The following is a 24,236-nucleotide window of genomic DNA, read 5'->3' on the forward strand; positions in this document are numbered from 1 at the left end:
ATGTCCGGTTATCCGGTTCTTGCAGTAATCAATGCGGGAATGGCCAGAGCCGCAGCTTCTCCTTGGCCAGCGCCCAAAGCCGCGCCAGCCCGTGCGGCTCGACGATCAGGAAGGCGATGATCAGCACGCCCACGATCATCAGTTCGATATGGGCGGCCAGATCCGTCGGCCATCCCAATCCGCCGACCAGCACGTTCTTCAGCAACACCGGCAACAGCACCATGAAGGCGGCGCCAGCGAAGCTGCCGAAGATGCTGCCAAGGCCGCCGATGATGATCATGAACAGGATCAGGAAGCTCTTGTTGATGCCGAAGGCCTCGCCCACCTCGGCTGCGCCCAGATAGACCGAGAAGAGCAGCGCCCCGGCAATGCCCACGAAGAAGGACGAGACGGCGAAGGCCGAGAGTTTTGCGGTCAGCGGATTAACCCCGATGATCTCGGCGGCGATGTCCATGTCGCGGATCGCCATCCATTTACGGCCCAGCATACCGCGGGTCAGGTTGCGGGCGATCCAGGCGAGCACAAAGGCGAAACACAGGCAGATCAGGTATTTCGCCGGCGCGCTGGTGGCCGGGCCGGTGACGGCCATGCCCAGCACCGTGCGCTCGGGCGCGGTGATCTGGCCCGAGGCCGAATAGTTGTAGAACCACGGCACCTTGTTGAAGAGCCAGACCAGAAAGAACTGCGCCGCCAGCGTCGCCACGGCCAGATAGAAGCCCTTGATCCGAAGGCTCGGCAGGCCGAACAGCATGCCGACGATGGCGGTGATGCCGCCGGCCAAGAGGATATGGATGACGATGCTGACATCGGGAAAGGCCGTCATCAGCTTGTAGACCGCATAGGCCCCCACCGCCATGAACCCGCCGGTCCCGAGGCTGACCTGCCCGGCATAGCCCGTCAGGATGTTCAGCCCCAAAGCCGCGATCGCATAGATCAGGAACGGCACCAGAACCGCATTGGCCCAGTAATCGTTGATCAGGAAGGGCACGACCAGAAAGGCCACCGCGACCAGCGCGTAATATCCCCAGCGATCCAGCCGGATCGGAAAGGTCTGCCCGTCCGAGCGATAGCCCGTCTTGAAATCGCCCGCCTCACGATAGAGCATCGTGGTCCCCTTCCCGAAATCTGTTGCAGCGGGGGTTTTCCACCCCCGCACCCCTGGAGGATATTTCCGCCAAGATGACAGCGCCGGGCTTCATCTTGGTCCAAATATCCCCGCCGGAGGCATCGATCCTTTGCATCGTCACACCCGCTCGATGATCTTCTCGCCGAACAGGCCCTGCGGCCGAAAGACGAGGAACAAAAGCGCCAGCACATAGGCGAACCAGTTCTCGGTCGCTCCGCCGACCAGCGGGCCGATGAAGAACTCGAACAGCTTCTCGCCGACGCCGACGATCAGCCCGCCGACAATGGCGCCGGGGATCGAGGTGAAGCCGCCCAGCATCAGGACCGGCAGCGCCTTCAGCGCGATCAGCGACAGGCTGAACTGCACGCCCGACTTGGTACCCCACATGATCCCCGCGACCAGCGCCACGAAACCGGCGATCGACCAGACCATGATCCAGATGAATTGCAGGCTGATGCCCACCGACAGCGCCGCCTGATGGTCATCGGCCACCGCGCGCATGGCCCGGCCCTGCTTGGTATATTGCGAGAACGCGACCAGCGCCGCCACCAGGATCGCCGCGATGATCGTTGCCCAGATGTCCAGCCGGTCGATGAAATAGCCATAGCCGAACCACTCCGCCGTGGTCGCCTCGACCGTGTCGGAAATCCCCTGAGGTAGCCCGACATCCAGCGTCTTGATATCGGCGCCCCACATCACGTCGCCGAAGCCTTCGAGGAAATAGGCCAGGCCGATCGTCGCCATGAACAGGATGATCGGCTCCTGCCCAACCAGATGCTGAAGCACCAGCTTCTCGATCAGCCAGGCCAGCCCGATCATCACCACGGCGGTCAGCAGGATCGCCAGCACCGAGGGCACGGTCCAGCCGAAATGCTCGAGATGCGTGCCGAACATGGCATTGATCAGATGGGCGAAGGGCACCTGCCCCTGCTGGATGCCGACCAGCGTCAGCGCCGCGAAGAGGGCCATCACGCCTTGCGCATAGTTGAACACGCCCGAGGCCTTGTAGATCAGCACGAAGCCAAGCGCGACCAGCGAATACATCACCCCGGTCATCAGACCGTTCACCAGCACCTCGGATGCAAAGATCAACTGGTCCATCAGGCAGCCCTCCGGTTTTTCGCGTCAGTCATGGGCGACCCCCAGATAGGCATCGATGACTTCCTGATTGTTGCGCACCTCGTCCGGGGTGCCGTCGCCGATCTTGCGGCCGTAATCCATGACCACCACCCGGTCCGAGAGGTCCATGACCACGCCCATGTCATGCTCGATCAGCGCGATGGTGGTGCCGAATTCGTCGTTCACGTCGAGGATGAAGCGGGACATGTCCTCCTTCTCCTCGACATTCATCCCGGCCATCGGCTCATCCAGAAGCAGAAGGCCCGGCTCGGCCGCCAGAGCGCGGGCAAGTTCCACCCGCTTCTTCAACCCGTAAGGCAGCCGGCCCACCGGCGTCTTGCGGATGTTCTGGATCTCCAGAAAGTCGATGATCCGCTCGACCGCCGCGCGGTTCTCGATCTCCTCGCGCTCGGCCGCGCCCCACCAGATCGCCTGGCTGAGGAAACCGGCCTTCATCCGGTTCAGCCGCCCGGTCATGATATTGTCCAAGACCGACATGCCATCGAACAGCGCGATGTTCTGGAAGGTGCGCGCAATGCCAAGCCGCGCGACCTCGTAGGGTTTCATCGGCCCGCGCTTCTCGCCCTTGAACCAGACCTCGCCTTCCTGCGGGACATAGAAGCCCGAGATGACGTTCAGCATCGAGGATTTGCCGGCACCGTTCGGCCCGATGATCGCCCGGATCTCGCCCTGCCGGATGTCGAAGCTGATGTTCTTGATCGCCTCGACGCCGCCAAAGCGCAGGGTGATACCCTTGAGGTCCATCAGCACGCCGCCGATCTGGCGGCCATCGGCGGTCACATAGCCCTCGGCGGCTGTATTCGTCTGCATCCCGGTCATTCCGCCGCCACCTTCTGCTGCAGGGCCTCGCCAAAGACCTGCGCATCCTCGATCTGCAGCGTCGCCTTGATATGGCCCTTGCGACCGTCCTCATAGGTAACCTCGGTCTCGGTATAGACCGTCGGCGAGCCGTCATAGAGCGCGCTGACCAGATCGGCGAATTTCTCGTTGATGACTGAACGGCGGACCTTGCGGGTGCGGGTCATCTCGCCATCATCGGGGTCCAGTTCCTTGTGCAGCACGAGGAAGCGATGGATCTGGCAGCCCGACAGCATCGGGTCCTCGGCCACCGAGCGGTTCACCTCCTCGACATGGCTCTTGATCGTCGCATAGACCTGCGGATGGGCGGCCAGTTCCTGGTAACTGGCATAGGCGATGTTGTTGCGCTCGGCCCAGTTCCCGACGGCGCCCAGATCGATGTTGATCATCGCGGTGCAGAAGTCGCGGCCATTGCCGATCACCACGGCCTCGAGGATGTTGGGATAGAACTTCAGCTTGTTCTCGACATATTTGGGCGCGAACATCCGGCCATCGGCCATCTTGCCCACGTCCTTGGCGCGATCGATGATCCTGAGATGCCCGGTCCCCTCCTCGAAGAAGCCAGCATCGCCCGTGGCCACCCAGCCCTCGGCATCCTTGGTCGAGGCGGTGCTGTCGGGATTGTTGTAATATTCGACGAAAGTGCCCGGGCTGCGATAGAAGACCTCGCCATTCTCGGCGATCTTCAACTCCACCCCCGGCGAGGGCACGCCCACCGTATCCGAGCGCACCTGCCCGTCGGGCTGCTGGGTGATGAAGACCGAGGCCTCGGTCTGGCCGTAAAGCTGCTTCAGGTTGATCCCGAGGCTGCGGTAGAAATCGAAGATCTCGGGCCCGATCGCCTCGCCCGCCGTATAGCCGACGCGGATGCGCGAATACCCCAGCGTGTTCTTCAGCGGGCCGTAGACGAAGAGATTGCCAAGCGCATAGGCCAGCCGGTCGCCGAAGCCCACGGTCTCGCCATCAAGGATAGCCGGGCCGACGCGGCGCGCGACCTTCATGTAATGGTCGAACAACCATTTCTTGAACCGGCCGGCATCCTCCATGCGGATCATCACATTGGTCAGCTGGCCTTCGAAGACGCGCGGCGGGGCGAAGAAATAGGTCGGCCCAATCTCGCGCAGGTCGGTCATCATCGTATGCGCGCCCTCGGGGCAGTTGACGGTGAAGCCCGACCAGATCGCCTGACCCATCGAGAAGATGAAATCACCGACCCAGGCCATCGGCAGATAGGCCAGAACCTCCTCGCCCTCGGTCAGATGGTCGAAATCGGCAGTGTTCTTCGAGGTCTCGATGATGTTGCGATAGGACAGGACCACGCCCTTGGGCTTGCCGGTCGTGCCGCTGGTATAGAGCATGACGCAGGTGTCGTCATAGCCGAGGCCAGCAATGCGGGCATCCAGTTCCGGCCCCAGACGGGTCTCGGCGGCGCAGCCCTCGGCCTGCACATCGGCCAGCGCGTTCATGTGGGAATGGTCGTATTTCCGCATCCCGCGCTTGTCGGTATAGACGATCTGCTCGATGGTTTTCGGCGCATCGGGCATCGACTGCACCTCGAGCACCTTGTCCACCTGCTCCTGATCGCCGCAGACGACAAAGCGCGCGCCGCTATGCCCCAGCACATAGGCCATCTCTTCGGCCACCGCGTCCTGATAGAGCGGCACGGGAACGGCGCCACACATCTGCGCCGCGATCATGGACCAGTAATGGGCGGGACGGTTGCGGCCGATGACGGCGACATGATCGCCGGGTTTCAGGCCCAGAACGAGGAAACCCAGCGCGATGGCGCGCACCTCTTCGGCGGCCTCGGCCCAGGTCCAGCTTTGCCAGACCCCGAATTCTTTTTCACGATAGGCTGGCCGGCCACCAAGACGGGCCGCGTTCCGCGCCAGAAGCGCAGGGATCGATTCTGCCTCGCCCGCAGGCGATTGCCGGTCCGTCATACGTCCTCCCCAGTCGCGTCGCGTTCCTTGTTGCGGAACTTCGCCGCCAATCATTGCCCCAGTTTTTCGGAAATCCAACGAAATGTTACAGCCGCAATTCTGCGACAGACCGACCTAGCGGCGGGTTTCCGGCGTCCCGGTTTCGCTGGCGATGACGGCCCCTGCGGCAATGTCCGCGCCGGTCTCGGCCAGCACGACCTCGGCCCGGCGATTGCGGGCCTCGCTGCGCATGGCGGTGAAATTCGCGGTGAAGATGATGATGGCACCGATGAAGACGGCGGCGCTGATCGGCTCGTCATGAAGCAGCCAGCCAATCACCGCGATCAGCGGCACGCGCAGGAAATCTATGGGAATGGCAATCGAGGCATCCATGACCCGCAAGGCCTGCGCCATGGTGTAATGCGCCGTCAGCGCGGTGATGCCGACCATCAGCATCCATGGCAGATCACCCCAGCCCGGCGCCACCCAGCCGCCGCGCAGCGCCAGCAGCGCCAGCCCCATCGGCAATTGCATCAGCACCATCCAGACAACAATGATCTGCGGCGAGGAGTTGCGGGTCAGCCGTTTGACAAAAACCGTCGAGGCGCCATAGCCCGCCGCCGCCAGCAACACCACAAAGGCTGCCGGATCGATGATCGCGGCACCGGGGCGCAGCACGATCAAGACGCCGATGAAGCTGACGGCCATGGCGATGATCCGCGGCCGGCCGATGCGCTCGCCCAAGGCGGCCCAGGCAAAGATCGCCACCCAGATCGGCATGGTGAATTCCAGCGCAAAGACCTCGGCCAGGGGCATCAGCGCCACGCCGAGCGTCCAGCAATATTGCGCGCCGAAATGCACCAGGTTGCGCAGCCCATGCAGGCGGAAGTCGCGCATCTGCCGAAGCTCGGGCAGAAGATGCCGCGCCAGGATCAGCACCACGACCAGTCCGACCAGCGAGCGGATGACCAGGATCTGCGCGATGGACATGGTATCGGCCAGCTCGCGCGAGCCGATGGCCATGCCGATGAACGAGGCAAGGCAGGCCATCATCCACAGGATGCCCGCGCCCATGCCGCTCATGATTGAGCCAGAAGCACGTCGCGCAGCACCACCGCCTCGTTATGCAGCCGGTCGCGCGCGCCATAGACCAGCGTGACCACGCCTTTCCGCGCCAGATCGCGCAGCTGATCCAGTTCGGCCTGATGGCCCTGCAACTCGGCACGGTAGCGGGTCTGGAACTCGGCCCATTTCGCCGGCTCATGGCCGAACCATTCGCGCAAGGCGGTGCTGGGCGCGATGTCCTTCATCCAGTCGCTCAGCGCCGCCCGCGTCTTGCTGACCCCGCGCGGCCACAGCCGATCCACCAGAATCCGCGTACCATCATCCGGTGAGACAGGGTCATAAGCGCGCTTCAACCGCACATGCGAGGCCGGAATCTCACCCATTTCACCTGGCTTAAATATCCTGCGGGGGGTGCGGGGGGCGCAAAGCCCCCCGCTTCTTCACGCGTCCTGGTCCCAGCCCGAGATCGCCTTGCTGTCCATGAACTCTTCCAGCCCGGCCACGCCGCCCTCGCGTGCCCGGCCCGAGGCCTTGACCCCGCCAAACGCCGAGCCCCGGCCGCGGCCGATGCCGTTCATCTCGACCATGCCCGAGCGCAGCTTGCGTGCCAGCCGGTTGCGCCGTGCGCCGTCCTGCGTCTGGACGTAATTGGTCAGACCATAGATCGTGTCATTGGCGATGCCGACCGCCTCATCTTCACTGTCGAAGGGGATGATGGTCAGCACCGGGCCAAAGATCTCCTGCCGGGCGATGGTCATGTCGTTGTTCACATCGGCAAAGACCGTCGGGCGGACGAAATAGCCCCGGTTCACCCCCTCGGGCAGACCCGGACCGCCGGCCACCAGCCGCGCGCCCTCGTCGATACCCTGCTGGATCAGCCCCTGGATCTTCTCCCATTGCTGTTTGCTGACCACCGGCCCGATATGGCGGCCCGGTTCATGGGCCGATCCAACCGGCGTCTCTGCAGCCACCTTGGCCGCCACTTCCACCGCCTTGTCATAGGCTGAGCGTTCGACCAGCATCCGGGTCGGCGCGTTGCAGGACTGGCCGCTGTTGTAAAAGACATGGCGCACGCCGCGCGTCACCGCCTTCTCGTCGGCATCGGCAAAGACCAGGTTCGCGCCCTTGCCGCCCAGTTCCAGCGCCACCTTCTTCACCGTATCGGCCGCCGCCTTGGTGATGGCGATGCCGGCGCGGGTCGAGCCGGTGAAGCTGATCATGTCCACGTCGGGATGGGTCGAGAGCTGAGTGCCGACACCCAGACCGTCACCGTTGACCATGTTGAAGACGCCCGGCGGGAACCCGGCCTCGTCGACCATCTCGGTAAAGACGATCGAGCTCAGCGGCGCGATCTCGGACGGCTTCAGCACCACGGTATTGCCGGCCAGCAGCGCCGGCGTCACCTTCAGCGCCACCTGGTTCATCGGCCAGTTCCACGGCGTGATCAGCCCGACCACGCCGATCGGCTCCCAGGCCACCATGCTCGAGGGCGCATGGGCGCCAAGCGGGCGGATGAACTCGAAATTGCGGAAGGCGTCGATGAAGGTCTCGATGTGGAAGCTGCCGGCCTGCGCCTGGTCGCCCTCGGACATGTCGGCGGGGGCGCCCATCTCGGCACTGATCGCCAGCGCCATGTCCTTGTTGCGGCGCTTGTAGATCTCCAGCAGTTTCTCGACCAGTGCCAGACGCTCGGCCGGCGGGGTGGCCGACCAGGCCGGGAAGGCAGCCTTGGCGGCGGCCACGGCGGCATTGGTATCGGCCTCATCGCCGAGGCTGATGATCGCCACCGGCTCTTCCGTCGTCGGGTCGATGACCTCGAGATCGGCGGCGCGGGCGGGGTTCACCCATTCGCCATTGATATAGAATTTGCGCTTGTCCTGAAGCTCGGCCATGTCGCCCTCCTGTCTTGCGGTTGTCTGTGAACCTGACACCGGGCTTTTCCACCTTCAAGGCCGATCCGCCCGGCAGATTGCCCGATCTGCAATCAATCAGCCGTTCGATTAATCACGACATGTATAGTCGTGAAATAGGGCTGGCATTTCCCGCGTTCTCGCCTATGTTCCCATCAGGCACCCAATCCGAAAGGACTCCGCATGTCCCTGCGCATCAACGACATCGCCCCCGATTTCACCGCCGATTCGACCGAAGGCGAGATCCATTTCCACGACTGGCTGGGCGACAGCTATGGCATCATCTTCAGTCATCCGCGCGATTTCACCCCGGTCTGCACCACCGAATTCAGCGCCGTGGCGCAGCTGGTGCCGGAATTCGAGGCGCGTGGCACCAAGGTCATCGGCGTTTCGGTCGATTCGGTCGAGGATCACGGCAAATGGAAGCACGACATCGAAAGCGTCGCCGGCGTTCCGGCGAATTTCGCCATCATCGATGACAGCTCGCTGACCGTGGCAAAGGCTTATGACATGCTGCCGGCCGATTACTACCTGCCGACCGAGGGCCGGACGCCGGCGCATTCGGCCACCGTGCGCAGCGTCTTCATCATCGGTCCGGACAAGAAGGTCCGGCTGACCATGACCTATCCCATGTCCATCGGCCGCAACTTCGCCGAGATCCTGCGCGCGCTCGACGCGGTGCGCAAGACCGACGGAGTGCCGCTGGCGACGCCCGCGAACTGGGTGCCGGGTCAGGATGTCATCGTGGCACTGGCACTGGACGATGCCGCCGCCGAGGCGAAATATGGCGCGCTCGACAAGAAGCTGCCCTATCTGCGCTTTGCCAAGGACCCGGCCTGATCGCCGGTCGTGGCCCGCTCTGACCGGCCACTGTCGCGAAAGCTGATCCGGCTGGGGTTTCAGGCGATGGGGCGCAGCCGCGCCCATCGCCAGGATCTCTGGCCGGGTCTCGCCATCGACCGCGCCAGCGGCGGCGTCACTTGGCGCGGACGGTTGCTGTTCACTCTGACCGCACCCGCCGCGATGATCCCGGCAAACCTGCCGCTGATTGCCGCGGTCGGCTCCGGCCCCTCGCTGAAGAACCAGCGGATCGAGGCGCTTGGGGATGGCACCGCCATCCTGTGCAACGGCGCCGCAAGTCTGACGGACCGCATCCGTCCGCTCGCCGTCGCGGTCGAGGACGAGCGCTTTGTCTTCCGCCACCACGCCATGCTGGCCGCCCTGCCCCGCGACATCCCGCTGCTTCTGTCGCCAGCCGCCATCCGGGCCTGGGCCGAGCGCGACCCGGGTTCACTGGAAAACCGCCCGATCGCCCTGATCGAAAACCTCGAGCGCCCGCTTGGAGGTCCCCGCCGCCCGCTCTCGGCCCCGGCACTGCGCGACATCGTGCTGCGCGGCCATCGCGGCGCGCTGTCGCTGGCCCCCGATCAAGGCGTGGTGATCACCGGCACGGTGGCTTTCTCGGCCGTGCAGTTCGCACTGGCTGCCGCGCCCCGGCAGATACTGTTGGCCGGGATCGACCTGACCAATGACGCCGAACCGCGGTTTTACGAGGGCACCGATACTGCACCCTCAGGCCTTTCGGCGGGGATCGAGCGGATCCTGGCGGGGTTCGGATTGGCACGCGAGGCGGCAGCACGGCGCGATATCGCGATCACCTGCGCCTCGCCGGTTTCGGCGCTGCTTGGCTTGGGCTATCCCCTTGATGACTCGCTGACCCCCTAGAGCATTTCACCGGATAAGGGCGCCATGACTGCCACCACGACAACCAGCCCGCCCGCCTGCCAGATCGTCTTCGTCACCGATCGGGGATTGCTGCGTCCTACCTTGGTCGCGATCTGGAGCCTGCTGCGTCACCTGTCGTGCCCCGCTGATCTGCATCTCTGGGGAGACGGTCTTGGCGACGCGGACTGGCAGGCCGTTCACCGCGTGGCTGAGACCGGCGGCAAGGCATCCCTGCAGTCTCGCGCCATCGACCCGACCGAACTGGCAGGGGCCGGAAGTCCCGCCGCGCATATCTCGGCCGCCGCGATGGGGCGACTGTTCATCCCGCGCCATCTGTCGGGTCGCGTGCTCTATATCGACGGCGACACGCTGATCACGGGCGATGTAGCACCCCTGTTCGATTTGCCGCTGTTACCCGGCGAACGCATCGGTGCCGCGCGGGACTATGTGACCGCGGAATGGCTGGCGGGAGGCCGGCTGAACGACCGCCGCAGGCAGCGTCTTGCGGCGCTGGAAAAGCACATGGACCCGCGTGGCTATTTCAACTCCGGCGTCCTCTTGATGGATTGCGATGCCATCCGGGCCGAGCCCGACCTGCAAGCGCGGCTGGAGGATGTCGCCGCCGCGACCGCGACGGACTGGGGCGATCAGGACCATCTGAATTTCCTGTTCTCGGGTCGGACGCATCTGCTGAACCCCGCCTGGAACTCGTCCTGGCAGCGCAGCCCGGCGCAGCGGCGCTTTGCCAAGAAGCTGGGAGGTGAGGTCGAGGAAACCCGCGACCTGCCCGACGCGATCATCCATTACCACGGCCCGAAGAAGCCGTGGAAAGCGCCGCGCTATGATCTGTGGTCGGCACGCGCGCGGGCGGTTCTTCGCTATCGCAGGGAACTCGGCAGCTTCATCACCGCATTCCCCGACCTCGCACCCTGAAGCCGACGGCATCGCCAACTAAAAAGCCCCGGCGCTCAGGCCGGGGCTTCCTATCTGGTCAGAAACAACCGATCACTCGGCGGTTTCTTCCTTCTTCTCGGCGATCTCTTCGCCGGTCTCCTGGTCAACCATCTTCATGCCAAGGCGCACCTTGCCACGGTCGTCGAAGCCCAGCAGCTTGACCTTCACTTCCTGACCTTCCTTCAGCACTTCCGAAGGATGGCCCAGACGCTTGTTGGCGATCTGGCTGACATGCACGAGACCGTCGCGCTTGCCGAAGAAGTTCACGAAGGCGCCGAAATCGACCAGCTTCACCACCTTGCCGGTGTAGACATGGCCTTCCTCCGGCTCGGCCACGATCGAATAGATCATGTCATAGGCCTTCTTGATCGAATCGGCATTGGCCGAGGCGATCTTGATGACGCCGTCGTCGTTGATGTCGACCTTGGCACCCGAAACCTCGACGATCTCGCGGATGACCTTGCCGCCCGAGCCGATCACTTCACGGATCTTGTCGGTCGGGATGGACATGGTCTCGATGCGCGGGGCATGGGCCGAGAACTCGCGGCGACCTTCGGTCAGGGCATGGGCCATCTCGCCCAGGATGTGCATCCGGCCGTCCTTGGCTTGCGCCAGGGCCTGCTCCATGATCGCCGGCGTGATGCCCGCAACCTTGATGTCCATCTGCAGCGAGGTGATGCCCTCGGCGGTGCCGGCAACCTTGAAGTCCATGTCGCCCAGGTGATCTTCATCACCCAGGATGTCGGTCAGGACCGCGTATTTGCCGTCATCTTCCAGGATCAGGCCCATTGCCACGCCGGCAACCGGCGCCTTCAGCGGCACGCCCGCATCCATCATCGACAGCGAACCGCCGCAGACCGAAGCCATCGAGGACGAGCCGTTCGACTCGGTGATCTCGCTGACAACGCGGATGGTATAGGGGAAGTCGGTCGCCGCCGGCAGAACCGCCTGCAGCGCACGCCAGGCCAGCTTGCCATGGCCGATCTCGCGACGTCCGGGCGAACCCACGCGGCCAACCTCGCCGACCGAATAGGGCGGGAAGTTGTAGTGCAGCAGGAAGTTCGAGCGGAAATTGCCGTGCAGGGCGTCGATGATCTGTTCGTCATCGCCGGTGCCCAGCGTGGTCACGACCAGCGCCTGAGTTTCACCGCGGGTGAACAGGGCCGAGCCGTGGGTGCGCGGCAGGAAGCCAACCTCGGCGTCGATGCCGCGGACGGTCTTGGTGTCGCGACCGTCGATGCGGGCGCCACCCGAGATGATGTCACCGCGCAGGATCGCCGATTCCAGCTTCTTCAGGGCCGAACCCAGATTGGCGTCGGCCAGCTCGTCCTCGTTAAGTCCGGCGACGATGGTTTCGCGCACGGCCTGAATGGCATCGCGACGCTCACCCTTGTCCTTGATGGCATAGGCGGCCCGCATGCCGGTCTCGCCCAGACCCTTCACCCGAGCATACAGCGCGCTGTAATCCGGCGCCTGATAGTCGAAAGGCTCTTTCGCGGCGTCTTCGGCGAAGTCGATGATCAGGTCGATGACCGGCTGCATCTGCTCGTGGCCGAACTTGACCGCGCCCAGCATCTCTTCCTCGGTCAGCTCATAGGCTTCCGATTCGACCATCATCACCGCGTCCTTGGTGCCGGCGACAACCAGATCGAGACGCTGCTCGGGGTTGTTGCGCAGCTGGTCCATGTCCTGAACTTCCGGGTTCAGAACATATTCGCCATTGGCGAAGCCGACGCGCGCCGCACCGATCGGACCCATGAAGGGCACGCCGGAAATGGTCAGCGCCGCCGAGGCCGCGATCATCGCCACGATATCCGGGTCATTGACCAGGTCGTGAGACAGCACGGTGCACATCACCAGGACTTCGTTCTTGAAGCCCTTGACAAACAGCGGACGGCAGGGACGGTCGATCAGGCGGGCGGTCAGCGTTTCCTTTTCGGTCGGCCGCGCCTCGCGCTTGAAGAACCCGCCGGGCACCTTGCCGGCGGCATAGTATTTTTCCTGGTAGTGCACGGTCAGCGGGAAGAAATCCTGCCCCGGCTTGGGTTCCTTGGCGAAGGTCACGTTGGCCATGACGCTGGTCTCGCCCAGGGTGGCGATGACGCTGCCGTCGGCCTGACGCGCAACCTTGCCCGTCTCCAGCGTGAGCGTTTCCTGGCCCCACTGGATCGATTTTTTCACTTCATCAAACATCTTGTTTCCTCTAGGCGCGCACCAGCCCTCTGGCCGCGCCGTTCATATGGCGGCCCCATTGCCACCCTTCGCGCCCCGAATCCTTAAGCGTCGCCCCGGGGCCGGGCGCTACGTCACAGATTGGGGGCGTTTACAGGAAAAGCGGGGGTGTGGGAAGGGGGATCGGAGCATACACACCGGGCTACTTGTCCATTTGCCGAGATAATGTTCCGTTCAAATCTCGAAAATCTGCACTACTCTTTCCACTTAGATAGCTGCTTCTTCATGTGGTCACTCGGTAGATCGCCAAGAAAACGATCGAGTCGAACGGGGTCCGGTTCGTGCCGTATCGCGTCGACTAGAATATCCCATGTACCGACCTCTCCAGGGTCTTCAACTATCACAACTCCGACCCCGTATTTTTGGGCCATCTGCAATATCCGCTCACTCTCAATTGCACCTTCGAAACTGTCAGCCGAAGCCGCATATACAACATAGGAGCGGTGCGCCGCTTCACGGTGCGCAATCGCTTCAAGAACTCCCATAATCGTTATGTTATTTGCGGGCTTTACTTCAAAAGTGACAACCTCCAGCCTCTTGGGAAGATAGACATATCGACGAATACCTACTGCTGTTATGTCTGGTCGAGTGTAGGTCCCGCCAGTCTCCTTAGAGCCACGAGAGTGAGTCTCCGCGACAACCGCTTCGTCGAGACCAAATCTATTAATCCATCTACTCTCGATTGCTTCATACAGTGGCGCGTACAAATCGCGCTCAGTTACGGCTTCAAAATTTTTCTCCGCCGCCAGTGTTTCGTCGTCCGACTTAATCTCTATCTCCTCAGCAATTGCTTCGGAGATGCGGACCGTACCGCCGCGCCCCCTCCCAGCAGTAACTTTTCCGGTCTCAATTAGGTGACCTTGAACCTTCCAATAAAACTCTTCGTCCCAATTTAGGTTCGCTCGCAAACTTCCATTTCCGGAGCTTCCCCCTACGCTTCGAAGCGCGGCCAAGAATTCATCCAACCGCTTCTTAGTCATGTTTTTGTTCTTAGCCAAATTGGCGACTCCGACTTAGGACCATTTTTCAGGCAAGTTAGTGTTCGGCGCAGCCAGCTACAACCTACAATGCTTGTTGCCCTCCAAGCGCTGTGCTCCGTCTGCACAGGCTACGAGTTACGAATTCTCGCGTTCCTGCCTGACCCGGTGCCAGCACGACCCTCTAAACAACAGCTCCGTGCGCAGCCGTTGTGAGACATGCAGATGCCAGCGCCTTTCGGCACGGACGCGCCTCAGTCAAAGGACCGTGGTTCACGCCGCCGCTGCCCCCGGCTCTACCAGCGTCACGATATCCATCATGATGCTGTTCAGCTGGAAATCCTTCGGCGTATAGACCCGCGTGACGCCCATGCCCAACAGCCGCCGCGCATCCTCGTCGGGGATGATGCCGCCAACGATCACCGGGACATGGCTCATCCCGGCGGCCCGCATCTGCTCCATCAGCTCCTCGATCAGCGGCAGATGGCTGCCCGAGAGGATCGAGAGGCCGACCACATGGGCCTCGTCCGCGCGCGCCCGCGCCACGATCTGCTCGGGGGTCAGGCGGATGCCCTCGTAGGTGATGTCCATGCCACAGTCGCGGGCGCGGAAGGCGATCTGCTCGGCGCCGTTGGAATGCCCATCGAGACCCGGCTTGCCCACCACGAATTTCAGCCGTCGCCCCAGCCGTGTGCTGACCGCGTTCACCGCCTCGCGAATGTCCTCCAGCCCCTCGGTCTTGTTCGAGGGCGCCGCCGACACGCCGGTCGGGCCGCGATATTCGCCATGAACCTGCCGCATCACCCCGGCCCATTCGCCCGTGGTCACACCGGCTTTTGCTGCGGCAATGGAATGGGGCATGACATTCTCGCCGCTCGCCGCCGCCGCCCGCAGCGCCTCGAGCGCGGCCTTCACGGCCGCCTCGTCACGGCCATCGCGCCAGTCCCGAAGCCGCGCGATCTGCTCCTGCTCGACCGCCGGATCGACGACCATGATGCCGCCATCGCCCGCCGTCAGCGGCGAGGCCTCGCCCTGCTGCCAGCGGTTCACGCCGACCACCACGGTCTCGTTGGCCTCGATCCGGTTCAGCCGCTCGGCATTGGCCTCGACCAGCCGCGACTTCATGTAGTCGATGGCGGCGATGGCCCCGCCCATGCCGTCCAGCGTCGCCAGTTCGGCGCGCGCGCCATCCTTCAGCGCCTCGACCTTGGCCGCGATCACCGGGTTGCCGTCGAAGAGATCGCCATATTCCAAGAGGTCAGTCTCATAGGCGACGATCTGCTGCATTCTCAGCGACCATTGCTGATCCCACGGGCGCGGCAGGCCAAGCGCCTCGTTCCAGGCCGGCAGCTGCACGGCGCGGGCGCGGGCGTTCTTGGAGAGCGTGACGGCCAGCATTTCCAGGAGGATCCGGTAGACGTTGTTTTCCGGCTGCTGCTCGGTCAGTCCGAGGCTGTTCACCTGCACGCCATAGCGGAAGCGGCGGTATTTCTCTTCGGTGATGCCATAGCGGTCGCGGGTGATCTCGTCCCAAAGCTCGGTAAAGGCGCGCATCTTGCACATCTCGGTGACGAAGCGGATGCCCGCGTTCACGAAGAAGCTGATGCGACCCACCATCTCGGGGAAGCCCTCGGCCGGCACCTTGGCCTTCAGGTCGTCCAGCACCGCGATGCCGGTCGCCAGTGCATAGGCCAGTTCCTGCTCCGGCGTCGCCCCGGCCTCCTGCAGGTGATAGGAACAGACATTCATCGGGTTCCATTTCGGCAGGTGCTCGCGCGTATAGGCGGCCACGTCAGTGATCATCGCGAGGCTGGGCTTCGGGGGGCAGATATAGGTGCCGCGCGACAGGTATTCCTTGATCAGATCGTTCTGCACCGTCCCCTGTAACTGCGAGACATCGGCCCCCTGCTCCTCGGCCACGGCGATATAGAGCGACAAGAGCCAGGGTGCCGTCGCGTTGATCGTCATCGAAGTGTTCATCTGCTCCAGCGGGATCTGGTCGAACAGGGCCCTCATGTCGCCCAGGTGGCTGATCGGCACGCCGACCTTGCCCACTTCGCCCCGCGCCAGAACGTGATCGCTGTCATAGCCTGTCTGGGTGGGCAGGTCGAAGGCGACCGAAAGCCCGGTCTGCCCCTTGGCGAGGTTGCTGCGATAGAGCTCGTTCGACTTCGCGGCCGTCGAATGGCCGGCATAGGTGCGGAACAGCCAGGGTTTGTCCTTGGTCGGGCTCACGGTCTGGGTCATCGCCGGCTCCTGCATCGTCGTGAAACTTTGTTACTCGATGGAAGGGATATGCGAAACTTCCTGACCTTGTCAATTCGCTGCGCTGCGGCAATTCCCGGTTTCTGACGCCTTCGGCACGTTCTTTCTTCATGTCGCCAGCCGAAGCCCAGCTGCAGTTCCGTTACTTTGAATGATCGTGCAAGTCGTCAGAAGCAAGGACGACCGACCAGGATCTACGAACGCCTTCACCTCTGGACAGCAGCTCCTGCAGCCGGATCAAGTTAGAAGCACTGTGGAAACCTGCCAGCTGTCACGCTCTAGGTCGTGCTGCGTGTTGCCATCCACTAGCTGAGCGGGCGGTACAGCCTCACCCGCGTCTGACTCACCCAATGAACCCTTTGCACTCGCAGCACGAAACCGGGCGCAGCGCGCCATCGGACGCGACATAAAGTTACAAATTATACCTTCGGACTGTTGCATTGTTGCGTTTCACGTCTTACGAAGGCGTCAATGCCGCTGCGATTCTGCGCCGCAGCACGAGACAGGAGAGAACCATGGCCCTTGATGCCCCGACCCCGATCGCTGCCTATGAGGCCCCCGAGAAGGATCTTTACGACATCGGCGAGATGCCGCCCCTTGGCTATGTGCCGAAGCAGATGCATGCCTGGGCCATCCGGCGCGAGCGTCAGGGCGAGCCGGAACAGGCCATGCAGATGGAGGTGGTCGACGTGCCGACGCTGGACAGCAACGAGGTGCTGGTCCTGGTGATGGCGGCGGGCGTCAACTACAACGGCATCTGGGCGGGTCTGGGCAAGCCGATCAGCATGTTCGACGTGCACAAGCAGCCCTATCACATCGCCGGCTCGGATGCCTCGGGCATCGTTTGGGCGGTGGGCGACAAGGTCAAGCGCTGGAAGGTCGGCGACGAGGTCGTCATCCATTGCAACCAGGACGATGGCGACGACGAGGAATGCAACGGCGGCGACCCGATGTATTCGCCGACCCAGCGGATCTGGGGCTACGAGACGCCGGACGGGTCCTTCGCCCAGTTCACCCGCGTCCAGTCGCAGCAGCTGATGCCCCGCCCGCGTCACCTGACCTGGGAAGAATCGGCCTGCTACACGCTGACGCTGGCGACCGCTTACCGGATGTTGTTCGGGCATGAACCGCACGAGCTGAAGCCGGGCATGAACGTGCTGGTCTGGGGGGCCTCTGGCGGCCTCGGCTCCTATGCCATCCAGCTGATCAATGCGGCTGGCGGCAATGCTATCGGTGTCATCTCGGAAGAGGACAAGCGCGACTTCGTCATGGGTCTTGGCGCCAAGGGCGTCATCAACCGCAAGGAGTTCAAGTGCTGGGGGCAATTGCCCACGGTGAACACGCCCGAATATAAGGAGTGGTTCACCGAGGCGCGCAAGTTCGGCGCTGCCATCTGGGCCATCACCGGCAAGGGCAACAACGTGGACATCGTCTTCGAGCATCCCGGCGAGGCGACCTTCCCAGTCTCGACGCTGGTCTGCAAGAAGGGCGGCATGGTCGTGATCTGCGCCGGCACCACGGGCTTCAACTGCACCTTCGACGTGCGGTACCTGTGGATGCACCAGAAGCGCATCCAGGGCAGCCACTTCGCCCATCTGAAGCAGGCTTCGGCGGCCAACAAGCTGATGCTAGAACGCCGGCTGGACCCCTGCATGTCCGAGGTCTTCCCCTGGGCCGAGATCCCGGCAGCGCATACGAAGATGTACAAGAACCAGCACAAGCCGGGGAACATGGCGGTTCTGGTTCAGGCCCCGATCACCGGGCTTCGGACCTTCGAGGACGCGCTCGAGGCTGGCCGCAATCGCTGATCCCGCTGAGCGGCCGGAATGAAGAACGGGCGGCCCCTCGGGACCGTCCGTTTTCATGTGCTCGATGCGCCGGGTTCAGAACAGCCCGTAGAGGATCGCGCTGATCGCGACGAGGCCGGCGGCGGTGACAAAGATGTTCGAGGCCTTCCCGCGATATTTCGCCAGCGCCGGCACCTTGTGGATCGCATACATCGGCATCAGGTACAGGATCGCCGCGATGACCGGCCCGCCAAGCGTCTCGATCATGCCGAGGATGCTCGGGTTCAGGATCGCCACGCCCCAGGTGGTGAAGAAGATGAACCCGGCGATCAGCATGTAAAGCGTCCGGTCCGGCATGGCCGCGGAATCGCGGAAGACGTTGCCGCGCAGGATGCCATGCAGCCCCTCGCTGGCGCCCAGGTAATGGCCGAAAAAGGACGAGACGATGGCGACAAAGGCGACCAGCGGGCCGAAATAGCTGATGAACGGGCTTTCCATCACGTTGGCCAGGTAGGAGAGGATCGGCAGGTTCTGCGCCTTGGCCTCGACCAGCTGCCCCGGGCTCAGCGCCAGCACGCAGGAAAACACGAACAGCATCACGAAGCCCACCAGCATCATCGAGGTGCGGCGCAGGATCTGGTCGGATTTCTCGCTCGCGTCGCGGCCATAGTCGCGCTTCATCGCGCAGGCGAATTGCGAGATCGCCGGCGAATGGTTGAAGGCAAAGACCAGCACCGGCATGGTCAGCCAGATGGTCTTCAGTGACAGGCCGATGGGCGTCACCTCGCGCACCGAGGACAGGTTCCACTGCGGCACCAGGTAGAGCGACAGGAAGATCAGGATCGCCACCAGCGGATAGACCAGCCATTCGGTCACGATCAGCATGACCCGCTGGCCGGCCAGCATCACCCCCATCATCCCGGCGATCAGAATGCCCGACAGCAGCCAGCGCGGCGGCGGGGCCATGCCCAACTGGTTCTCCATGAAGCTGCCGACGGTATTGGTGATGCCGACGCCATAGATCAGTACGATCGGATAGATGGCGAGGAAATAGAGCAGCGTGATCGCCCGTCCGGCACCGGGGCCGAAATACTGGGCGACGACCGTGGTGATGTCATTCTCCGGGTTTTCCGAGGAACAGACAAAGCGCGCCAGCGCCCGGTGCGACAGGTAGGTCATCGGCCCGATCAGCAGCGCCATGATGACCAAGGGCCAGAAGCCACCGATCCCGGCATTGATCGGCAGGAACAGAATGCCGGCGCCGACGGCGGTGCCGAACAGGCTCAACATCCAGGTGGTGTCGTATTTCGTCCAGGCCAGGCGATCGGTCGCAGGTCCGGTCGCGCTCGGCGTAGCATTGCTCATGGTCTATCCCCCTCGTTACATCTGCCCACGATACATCCAAAAAGTTGCGCAGCACGCATTTGATTCGCGCAGCCTCAACGTGGGGCCGCCCTGTGCCATGACTGGCGGGGGTGCGCCAGCCCGGACCGCCCGGATCAGAACATCTCGCCCTGACGGGAAAAGCCGTCGCGTTCGATATCGCGCAGCGCCTTGAAGCGTTTGACCATGACGGCATGGCTGGAAAGCCCGTTGGTAAGCCGGATCAGCCATTCGCGGTGTTCGGCCTCGCATTGCGCGGCCCAGGCCTCGGGGTTCACGCCATCGGCCATCCACGGCCCGACGGCGAGCAGACGCACCGCAGCGGCATGGTTCGGGCAGACGGCCAGCGCCACCCGGTCGGCGGAATATTCCTGCGCCCGGGTGGTGGTGATGCCGGGCAGCAGCAGGAAATTCGGGACCACACCGATCACCAGCCGCCACAGCGAGACATGGCGCAGCTTGTGATGGGCCAGTTCATGCGCCAGCACGAACTCGACCACATCGGGCGCCATCGGCAGCAACAAGGCAATCTCGGCATGGATGACGACATAGCGATAGCGCCGGTTGCATTCGAGCGCATAGGCATTCACCACGCCATTGCCATTGGTCAGGTACAGCCGGGGCGGGTTCGGCATGTCCAGCCGCTGCGCCAGATCCCGATAGAGCGCATGAAGCTCGGGGAATTGCGCAGGTCCCACAAGGATCGCATTGGCCCGCGCCCCGGCCGCCATGTAGAAGCGATAGGCATAGAAGATCAGCGGTGCCAGCGGCAGGAGGATGAGAAGCGAGGCGGTATCGACCAGCGCCGCCGCGTCCTCCTCGCCCAGTGCCGGGGTCAGGACCGTCTCGGCATCGACCATCAGCACCGTCAGCGCGCCGGTGAAGCCGATCAGCGTGATCAGCCCCGAAATCCAGATCATCGGCATTTCCCACCGATGGCGGAAGCGGCGGAAATCGGTTTCGGAGGGCGAGGGATGCGCGCACATGGAACCACCTGAGAACAGACCAGCCCGCCCATCGCTAGGGCGGCGACCCGCGTCGGTCAAGTCTTGCGCTGGTCCTGCCCGGCCACGCGGCACTTCCATTCCCGCACCCGGTCCTTGGGATGCGCCTCGACCCATCGCGCCAACTCGTTCTGGCCCTGCAACATGCAGGTGAACAGCCCGTTCTGCTCTTCGAACAGCAGGCTGTGGGGCTGGCAGACATCCGGCGCATCGGCCAGACAGGTGATGAAGAACAGCTCGATCATCGCGGCGCCTCCGCTGCGGGTTGGGTGGTCCCGCCCTTGCCCATGATACATGACACGCGCGCCGGCGTCGAAAAGTTGCAGCACTCTTCGCTTTCCCCTGCCGCCGGGCTATCAGGGGCCATGACCCTGCCCACCCTTTCCCCCGATCAGGCCGAAGCCTGGGACAGCCTGGCGGAAACCTTCGCCCTGGCCGGCATCGACCTGACCGCCGAAGAGATCCAGCCGCCCCAGCCCGGCAAGGGCCGGGTGATGGCGGTGATCGGCAAGGCCGGCTCGGGCAAGACCCTGCTGCTGTCCGAGATGACCCGCGCGCTGCGCGAGGCCGGGGTCGAGGTGATCAGCGGCGATTACGAGGGCCGCAAGCGCAAGGAACGGCGCACCGTGGCCATCCTTGCGCCGACGAACAAGGCCGCCTTCGTCCTGCGAACAAGGGGCGTTCCGGCGACCACCATTCACCGCATCCTCTATACCCCGGTTTATGACCCGGAATACGAGAAGATCGCCGACTGGCTGGCTGGCACGGGCGACCGCCCCTCGGTCGAGGGGCTGACCGATGCGGCGCTGGACCGGGCCAAGGCCTTCTATGACCAGCACGCCTCGATCCCCGGCGCGCTGGCGGCGGCGGGGCTGCGTGGCTCGGATTTCATCAAGGGCTGGAAACGGCGCGAGGACGGGCTGGATATCGGCCTTGTCGATGAAAGCTCGATGCTGGACGAACGCCAGTTCGAGGATTTGCGGGAAATCTTTCCAACGCTGGTCCTCTTCGGCGATCCGGCCCAGCTGGCCCCGGTCGGGCAATCGGGCGAGATGGTCTTTGACCGGCTGGCCGCGTCGCAGAAATTGATCCTGAACCGCATCCACCGGCAGGCCGATGACAGCCCGATCCTCGACCTGGCCCATGCGCTCTCCGACGAGAGCGTCGATTTCCCCGCCTTCGAGCGCATGGTGCGCGAGGCCGCCGCCCGCGATCCGCGCGTCATCTGGGCCGAGCGGGTGGAAAGCGACCTGATGGCGCGCAGCCCGGTGCTGGTCTGGCGCAACGCAACCCGCATCCGGCTGATCCATGCCTTCCGCATGGCTTACGGCGCGCCGGGCGACGCGCTGTTGCCGGGCGAGCCCTTGATCTGCGACGGGCTGGAACTGCCGCTGAAGCATCGCAAGAAGCGCATCGACCTTGAGGCACGCGGGCTGATCAAGGGGGCGCAGGTGGTCTATCTCGGCCCCGGCAACAAGCCCGGCTTCTCGCGCCTTCATGTCATCGGCGCCGAGGAACCGCGGCTGTCCGCCGCCTCGATCATCAAGATCGAAATGCCCGATATCGAGGAACCCTTCATCCCCTCCGCCGCCCGCATGGGCGCGGCCTTCCTGCATGGGGCGGCGGTGACCATTCACAAGGCGCAGGGCAGCCAATGGCCCGATGTGCAGGTCTTTGCCCCCGATATCAGCGCCGCCGCATGGTCGAACCGGACCGAGGCCGGGATCCCGCTGTGGAAGCGCCTCACCTATGTCGCCATCACCCGGGCGCAGGAGCGGCTGCACTGGATCACCCGCTCGCGCCTTGCCCGGCCCTCGGGCGCGCTGACCACAGGCGATCTCGACCAGCCACCGGCGCCCATCGCCCTTGAGGTGCAGGACGCCGACGCGACCTAGCCCGGGTCGCCCTTCCCCGCCCGTCTTGTTGCGATGCGGTTCTGGCGTTCGCGCTGCTTCCACTGGCTGCGGGCCCCGGCCCAGAACAGCATGACATTGCTGAACAGCGTGACCCCGGCCAGCACCGCCAGAAGCGGCATCAAGATCCGGCCGAGCGCACGCTGGTCGAAGGCGGCGGGGTCGATCTGGCGCAGCATCCCGTCCAGCAGACCCGCCTGAAACGCGACGATGACTAGCATCAGCACCAGAAGAGTGGCAATCATTCCGAAGCTGAAGGCATGGCTGAAACTGGCCGCCTGCCCGGTCTGCCGGAAATAGCTGCCTCCCGCCTGCATCGCAGCGAGCATCGGGACAAGGACAAGCAGGATGCCGACCGGGTAATCGACCGAGGCATAGGTTGCCAGCGCCCAGACCAGGACCAAGAGCAGCGTCGTGGTAAAGATCGCCGACAGGAAATAGACCACAAGCAGCCGGACCATGCTGGCGCGAGGCGCTGTCTCGTTGGTCATGTTGCACCTCCCAAGCGGCTCCGGCCTGCGTCTAAGCGAATTGAGGACGAGGCGCTAGCGTCGTCGGCCCCATCAAGCGCGGCGCAGTCGCTTGCGCTTGTCGATCCGCTCGATCGACAGCCGCAGCGCCTCGATCAGCGCCTCCTTGGGCAGGCCGGTCTCACGCGACAGGCGCATCAGCCCGAAATGGACCCGCGCCAGTTCCTGATAATAGCGCGAGAAGGTGTAGTTGATCGAGGCGCCAGCGACCGCGCCAAAGATCGGCGTCGCCTGCGCCGCCAGCTTCTGGCCCAGCACGGTCGCAAAGCGCGGCGCGACGCGGGCGATCAGGCCCTGCACGGTCTGGCCGGTGATCGACAGCCGCGCGGCCAGCAGGCCCAGATCGGCGCCGTCATCCTCGGCCATCGGGCCGCCGGCGGCGAAGATGCGCAGGCATTCCATCCGCACCTCGTCGCTCTCGGCGTCAAAGCCGTGCTCGACCGCGATCTCCAGCATCCCCCGCAGGAACATGGTGATGGTGAAGGGCAGTTCCACCACCGCGCCCGGCAGGCCGGCAACGCCGCCCGCCGCACCCGAGGCCGTGCTGACCAGCCGATTGAACCAGTCGCCCCGGTCCCGAACCAGCCGGCGCGAGCTGCCGGCGGCGTCAAAGGCACGGTTCAGCGCGTTGCGGGTGATCTTGTCCATGCGGCTGCGGATCGGGCTTGGCAGGCGCTCGATCAGGCTTTCGGCGCTGGTGCCGATGGTGTTCAGAAGATCCATGCCCAGCCCGCCCGCATCGACATAGCGACGCGCCAGACGGTCCACCTCGGCATGAATCGAGGGGTCGTTGATCGGCGGCAGAACATGTTGCTGCAATGCGGTCATCAAGCACCTTTCCCCATGTCACAGGCCCGGCAGGGCCAAGCTAGATATGGGGGCGCTTCGGTTACTCTGCTAGTCCGGCCTCGTCTTTCGGGCCATCCTCGCGCGTGACCGGCCCCCGGACATCAACCCAGGCGTCGTCCCAAAGTTCCAGCCCCAGCACCCGGTCGGGGTTGGTCGGCGGCGGCATCACCACCCCCTCGAGCTTGCTGAAACCAAAGCGCGCGTAATAGGGCGCATCGCCCACCAGCATCACCCGCGACCAGCCGGCAATGGCCGCATATTCGAGACTTTGCAGCATCAGAAGCGCGCCCAGCCCCTCGCCCTGCGCGGTCGGGTGCACGGCAATCGGCCCCAGCAGCAGCGCCTTGCGCCCGCCGACCCGCACCGGCCAATAGCGGATGGCCGCCTGCAGCACACCATCTGGATTGCGGTAGAGCAGGCAAAGGTTGGCAACCGGCGGCACCCCATCGCGCAGCCGATACGAGGACAGCGCCGTCCGCCCCGGCGCGAAGCACAGGTCATACAGCGCCTCGACCTCGTGGTAATCGGCAGGGGTTTCCGGCTGGATCGCGTACATTGCACCTGTTCATCGCTCTGCCGTCGCGGCTTAGCACGCC

At 64.0% G+C, this 24,236-nt stretch carries 21 protein-coding genes; 5 read left to right on the top strand and 16 right to left on the bottom strand.

Annotated features, from left to right (window positions below; all coding sequences use genetic code 11):
* Positions 1-28: 28 nt before the first annotated feature.
* The 7 genes from CX676_RS11070 to CX676_RS11100 all read right to left on the bottom strand — a co-directional run bounded on the left by CX676_RS11070 (position 29) and on the right by CX676_RS11100 (position 8,003).
* On the bottom strand, positions 29-1,105 hold the full coding sequence (locus tag CX676_RS11070) for a branched-chain amino acid ABC transporter permease (protein WP_101752667.1): 1,077 nt from the start codon (positions 1,103-1,105) through the stop codon (positions 29-31).
* A 138-nt stretch (positions 1,106-1,243) separates the two neighbouring features.
* Positions 1,244-2,230 carry a branched-chain amino acid ABC transporter permease gene (locus CX676_RS11075; RefSeq protein ID WP_198590353.1) on the bottom strand — a complete coding sequence of 329 codons (987 nt, stop codon included), beginning with the start codon at positions 2,228-2,230 and terminating at the stop codon, positions 1,244-1,246.
* A gap of 21 nt (positions 2,231-2,251) precedes the next feature.
* Complete coding sequence (locus tag CX676_RS11080) at positions 2,252-3,076, bottom strand: ABC transporter ATP-binding protein (protein WP_101754276.1); 825 nt, start codon at positions 3,074-3,076, stop codon at positions 2,252-2,254.
* 5 nt (positions 3,077-3,081) lie between these two features.
* A complete protein-coding gene (locus CX676_RS11085) occupies positions 3,082-5,067 on the bottom strand; it encodes an AMP-binding protein (protein WP_101752669.1) in 1,986 nt (661 codons plus the stop codon).
* Between the two features lie 114 nt (positions 5,068-5,181).
* Positions 5,182-6,129 carry a DMT family transporter gene (locus CX676_RS11090; RefSeq protein ID WP_101752670.1) on the bottom strand — a complete coding sequence of 316 codons (948 nt, stop codon included), beginning with the start codon at positions 6,127-6,129 and terminating at the stop codon, positions 5,182-5,184.
* Positions 6,126-6,494, bottom strand: a complete 369-nt coding sequence (locus CX676_RS11095) for a DUF488 domain-containing protein (protein WP_101752671.1) — start codon at positions 6,492-6,494, stop codon at positions 6,126-6,128. The genes CX676_RS11090 and CX676_RS11095 overlap by 4 nt, the downstream gene beginning before the upstream one ends.
* 57 nt (positions 6,495-6,551) lie before the next feature.
* Positions 6,552-8,003 carry an aldehyde dehydrogenase family protein gene (locus CX676_RS11100; protein WP_101752672.1) on the bottom strand — a complete coding sequence of 484 codons (1,452 nt, stop codon included), beginning with the start codon at positions 8,001-8,003 and terminating at the stop codon, positions 6,552-6,554.
* A gap of 201 nt (positions 8,004-8,204) precedes the next feature.
* Between CX676_RS11100 and CX676_RS11105 the strand changes: the two genes are divergently transcribed.
* The 3 genes from CX676_RS11105 to CX676_RS11115 are packed head-to-tail and all read left to right on the top strand — an operon-like array spanning position 8,205 to position 10,679.
* Complete coding sequence (locus CX676_RS11105) at positions 8,205-8,861, top strand: redoxin domain-containing protein (RefSeq protein ID WP_101752673.1); 657 nt, start codon at positions 8,205-8,207, stop codon at positions 8,859-8,861.
* 9 nt (positions 8,862-8,870) lie between these two features.
* A complete protein-coding gene (locus CX676_RS11110) occupies positions 8,871-9,746 on the top strand; it encodes a glycosyl transferase (RefSeq protein WP_101752674.1) in 876 nt (291 codons plus the stop codon).
* A gap of 24 nt (positions 9,747-9,770) precedes the next feature.
* Positions 9,771-10,679: a glycosyltransferase family 8 protein gene (locus CX676_RS11115; RefSeq protein ID WP_101752675.1), complete on the top strand. Its 909-nt coding sequence runs from the start codon at positions 9,771-9,773 to the stop codon at positions 10,677-10,679.
* A 72-nt stretch (positions 10,680-10,751) separates the two neighbouring features.
* Here CX676_RS11115 and pnp read toward each other — a convergent pair whose 3' ends face one another.
* From pnp to CX676_RS11125, 3 genes are all read right to left on the bottom strand, one after another.
* The gene (gene pnp, locus CX676_RS11120) at positions 10,752-12,893 is read right to left on the bottom strand and encodes a polyribonucleotide nucleotidyltransferase (RefSeq protein WP_101752676.1); all 2,142 of its coding nucleotides are present in this window, start codon (positions 12,891-12,893) and stop codon (positions 10,752-10,754) included.
* Positions 12,894-13,126: 233 nt separating this feature from the next.
* Positions 13,127-13,930, bottom strand: a complete 804-nt coding sequence (locus CX676_RS22555) for a hypothetical protein (protein ID WP_157935902.1) — start codon at positions 13,928-13,930, stop codon at positions 13,127-13,129.
* A gap of 252 nt (positions 13,931-14,182) precedes the next feature.
* Positions 14,183-16,156: a protein meaA gene (locus CX676_RS11125; protein ID WP_101754277.1), complete on the bottom strand. Its 1,974-nt coding sequence runs from the start codon at positions 16,154-16,156 to the stop codon at positions 14,183-14,185.
* A gap of 533 nt (positions 16,157-16,689) precedes the next feature.
* On the opposite strand from CX676_RS11125, the gene ccrA reads away from it, so the two are divergent.
* Positions 16,690-17,982: a crotonyl-CoA carboxylase/reductase gene (gene ccrA, locus CX676_RS11130; RefSeq protein WP_101752677.1), complete on the top strand. Its 1,293-nt coding sequence runs from the start codon at positions 16,690-16,692 to the stop codon at positions 17,980-17,982.
* Between the two features lie 75 nt (positions 17,983-18,057).
* Here ccrA and CX676_RS11135 read toward each other — a convergent pair whose 3' ends face one another.
* From CX676_RS11135 to CX676_RS11145, 3 genes are all read right to left on the bottom strand, one after another.
* Positions 18,058-19,326, bottom strand: coding sequence for an aromatic amino acid transport family protein (locus tag CX676_RS11135; protein WP_101752678.1), 1,269 nt, complete (start codon positions 19,324-19,326; stop codon positions 18,058-18,060).
* A 134-nt stretch (positions 19,327-19,460) separates the two neighbouring features.
* Positions 19,461-20,330: a M48 family metallopeptidase gene (locus tag CX676_RS11140; protein ID WP_157935903.1), complete on the bottom strand. Its 870-nt coding sequence runs from the start codon at positions 20,328-20,330 to the stop codon at positions 19,461-19,463.
* 56 nt (positions 20,331-20,386) lie between these two features.
* Complete coding sequence (locus CX676_RS11145) at positions 20,387-20,593, bottom strand: hypothetical protein (RefSeq protein ID WP_101754278.1); 207 nt, start codon at positions 20,591-20,593, stop codon at positions 20,387-20,389.
* Between the two features lie 120 nt (positions 20,594-20,713).
* Between CX676_RS11145 and CX676_RS11150 the strand changes: the two genes are divergently transcribed.
* Positions 20,714-22,243 (top strand): ATP-dependent DNA helicase, encoded by a 1,530-nt coding sequence (locus tag CX676_RS11150; RefSeq protein WP_101752680.1) that lies wholly within the window; start codon positions 20,714-20,716, stop codon positions 22,241-22,243.
* On the opposite strand, the gene CX676_RS11155 is transcribed toward CX676_RS11150, so the two are convergent.
* From CX676_RS11155 to CX676_RS11165, 3 genes are all read right to left on the bottom strand, one after another.
* Positions 22,240-22,752: an ABZJ_00895 family protein gene (locus CX676_RS11155; RefSeq protein ID WP_157935904.1), complete on the bottom strand. Its 513-nt coding sequence runs from the start codon at positions 22,750-22,752 to the stop codon at positions 22,240-22,242. The two genes, CX676_RS11150 and CX676_RS11155, sit on opposite strands and share 4 nt — an antisense overlap.
* Before the next feature lie 72 nt (positions 22,753-22,824).
* The gene (locus CX676_RS11160) at positions 22,825-23,619 is read right to left on the bottom strand and encodes an EcsC family protein (protein WP_101752682.1); all 795 of its coding nucleotides are present in this window, start codon (positions 23,617-23,619) and stop codon (positions 22,825-22,827) included.
* A 61-nt stretch (positions 23,620-23,680) separates the two neighbouring features.
* Positions 23,681-24,196, bottom strand: coding sequence for a GNAT family N-acetyltransferase (locus tag CX676_RS11165; RefSeq protein WP_101752683.1), 516 nt, complete (start codon positions 24,194-24,196; stop codon positions 23,681-23,683).
* Positions 24,197-24,236: the final 40 nt, after the last annotated feature.

Source organism: Paracoccus zhejiangensis (assembly GCF_002847445.1).
GTDB lineage: Bacteria > Pseudomonadota > Alphaproteobacteria > Rhodobacterales > Rhodobacteraceae > Paracoccus > Paracoccus zhejiangensis.

Coding starts and splice junctions, on each gene's coding strand:
- CX676_RS11070 (WP_101752667.1), bottom strand. CDS start 1,105: ATGCTCTATCGTGAGGCGGGCGATTTCAAGACGGGCTATCGCTCGGAC.
- CX676_RS11080 (WP_101754276.1), bottom strand. CDS start 3,076: ATGCAGACGAATACAGCCGCCGAGGGCTATGTGACCGCCGATGGCCGC.
- CX676_RS11085 (WP_101752669.1), bottom strand. CDS start 5,067: ATGACGGACCGGCAATCGCCTGCGGGCGAGGCAGAATCGATCCCTGCG.
- CX676_RS11090 (WP_101752670.1), bottom strand. CDS start 6,129: ATGAGCGGCATGGGCGCGGGCATCCTGTGGATGATGGCCTGCCTTGCC.
- CX676_RS11095 (WP_101752671.1), bottom strand. CDS start 6,494: ATGGGTGAGATTCCGGCCTCGCATGTGCGGTTGAAGCGCGCTTATGAC.
- CX676_RS11100 (WP_101752672.1), bottom strand. CDS start 8,003: ATGGCCGAGCTTCAGGACAAGCGCAAATTCTATATCAATGGCGAATGG.
- CX676_RS11105 (WP_101752673.1), top strand. CDS start 8,205: ATGTCCCTGCGCATCAACGACATCGCCCCCGATTTCACCGCCGATTCG.
- CX676_RS11115 (WP_101752675.1), top strand. CDS start 9,771: ATGACTGCCACCACGACAACCAGCCCGCCCGCCTGCCAGATCGTCTTC.
- pnp (WP_101752676.1), bottom strand. CDS start 12,893: ATGTTTGATGAAGTGAAAAAATCGATCCAGTGGGGCCAGGAAACGCTC.
- CX676_RS11125 (WP_101754277.1), bottom strand. CDS start 16,156: ATGACCCAGACCGTGAGCCCGACCAAGGACAAACCCTGGCTGTTCCGC.
- ccrA (WP_101752677.1), top strand. CDS start 16,690: ATGGCCCTTGATGCCCCGACCCCGATCGCTGCCTATGAGGCCCCCGAG.
- CX676_RS11135 (WP_101752678.1), bottom strand. CDS start 19,326: ATGAGCAATGCTACGCCGAGCGCGACCGGACCTGCGACCGATCGCCTG.
- CX676_RS11140 (WP_157935903.1), bottom strand. CDS start 20,330: ATGTGCGCGCATCCCTCGCCCTCCGAAACCGATTTCCGCCGCTTCCGC.
- CX676_RS11145 (WP_101754278.1), bottom strand. CDS start 20,593: ATGATCGAGCTGTTCTTCATCACCTGTCTGGCCGATGCGCCGGATGTC.
- CX676_RS11150 (WP_101752680.1), top strand. CDS start 20,714: ATGACCCTGCCCACCCTTTCCCCCGATCAGGCCGAAGCCTGGGACAGC.
- CX676_RS11155 (WP_157935904.1), bottom strand. CDS start 22,752: ATGACCAACGAGACAGCGCCTCGCGCCAGCATGGTCCGGCTGCTTGTG.
- CX676_RS11160 (WP_101752682.1), bottom strand. CDS start 23,619: ATGACCGCATTGCAGCAACATGTTCTGCCGCCGATCAACGACCCCTCG.
- CX676_RS11165 (WP_101752683.1), bottom strand. CDS start 24,196: ATGTACGCGATCCAGCCGGAAACCCCTGCCGATTACCACGAGGTCGAG.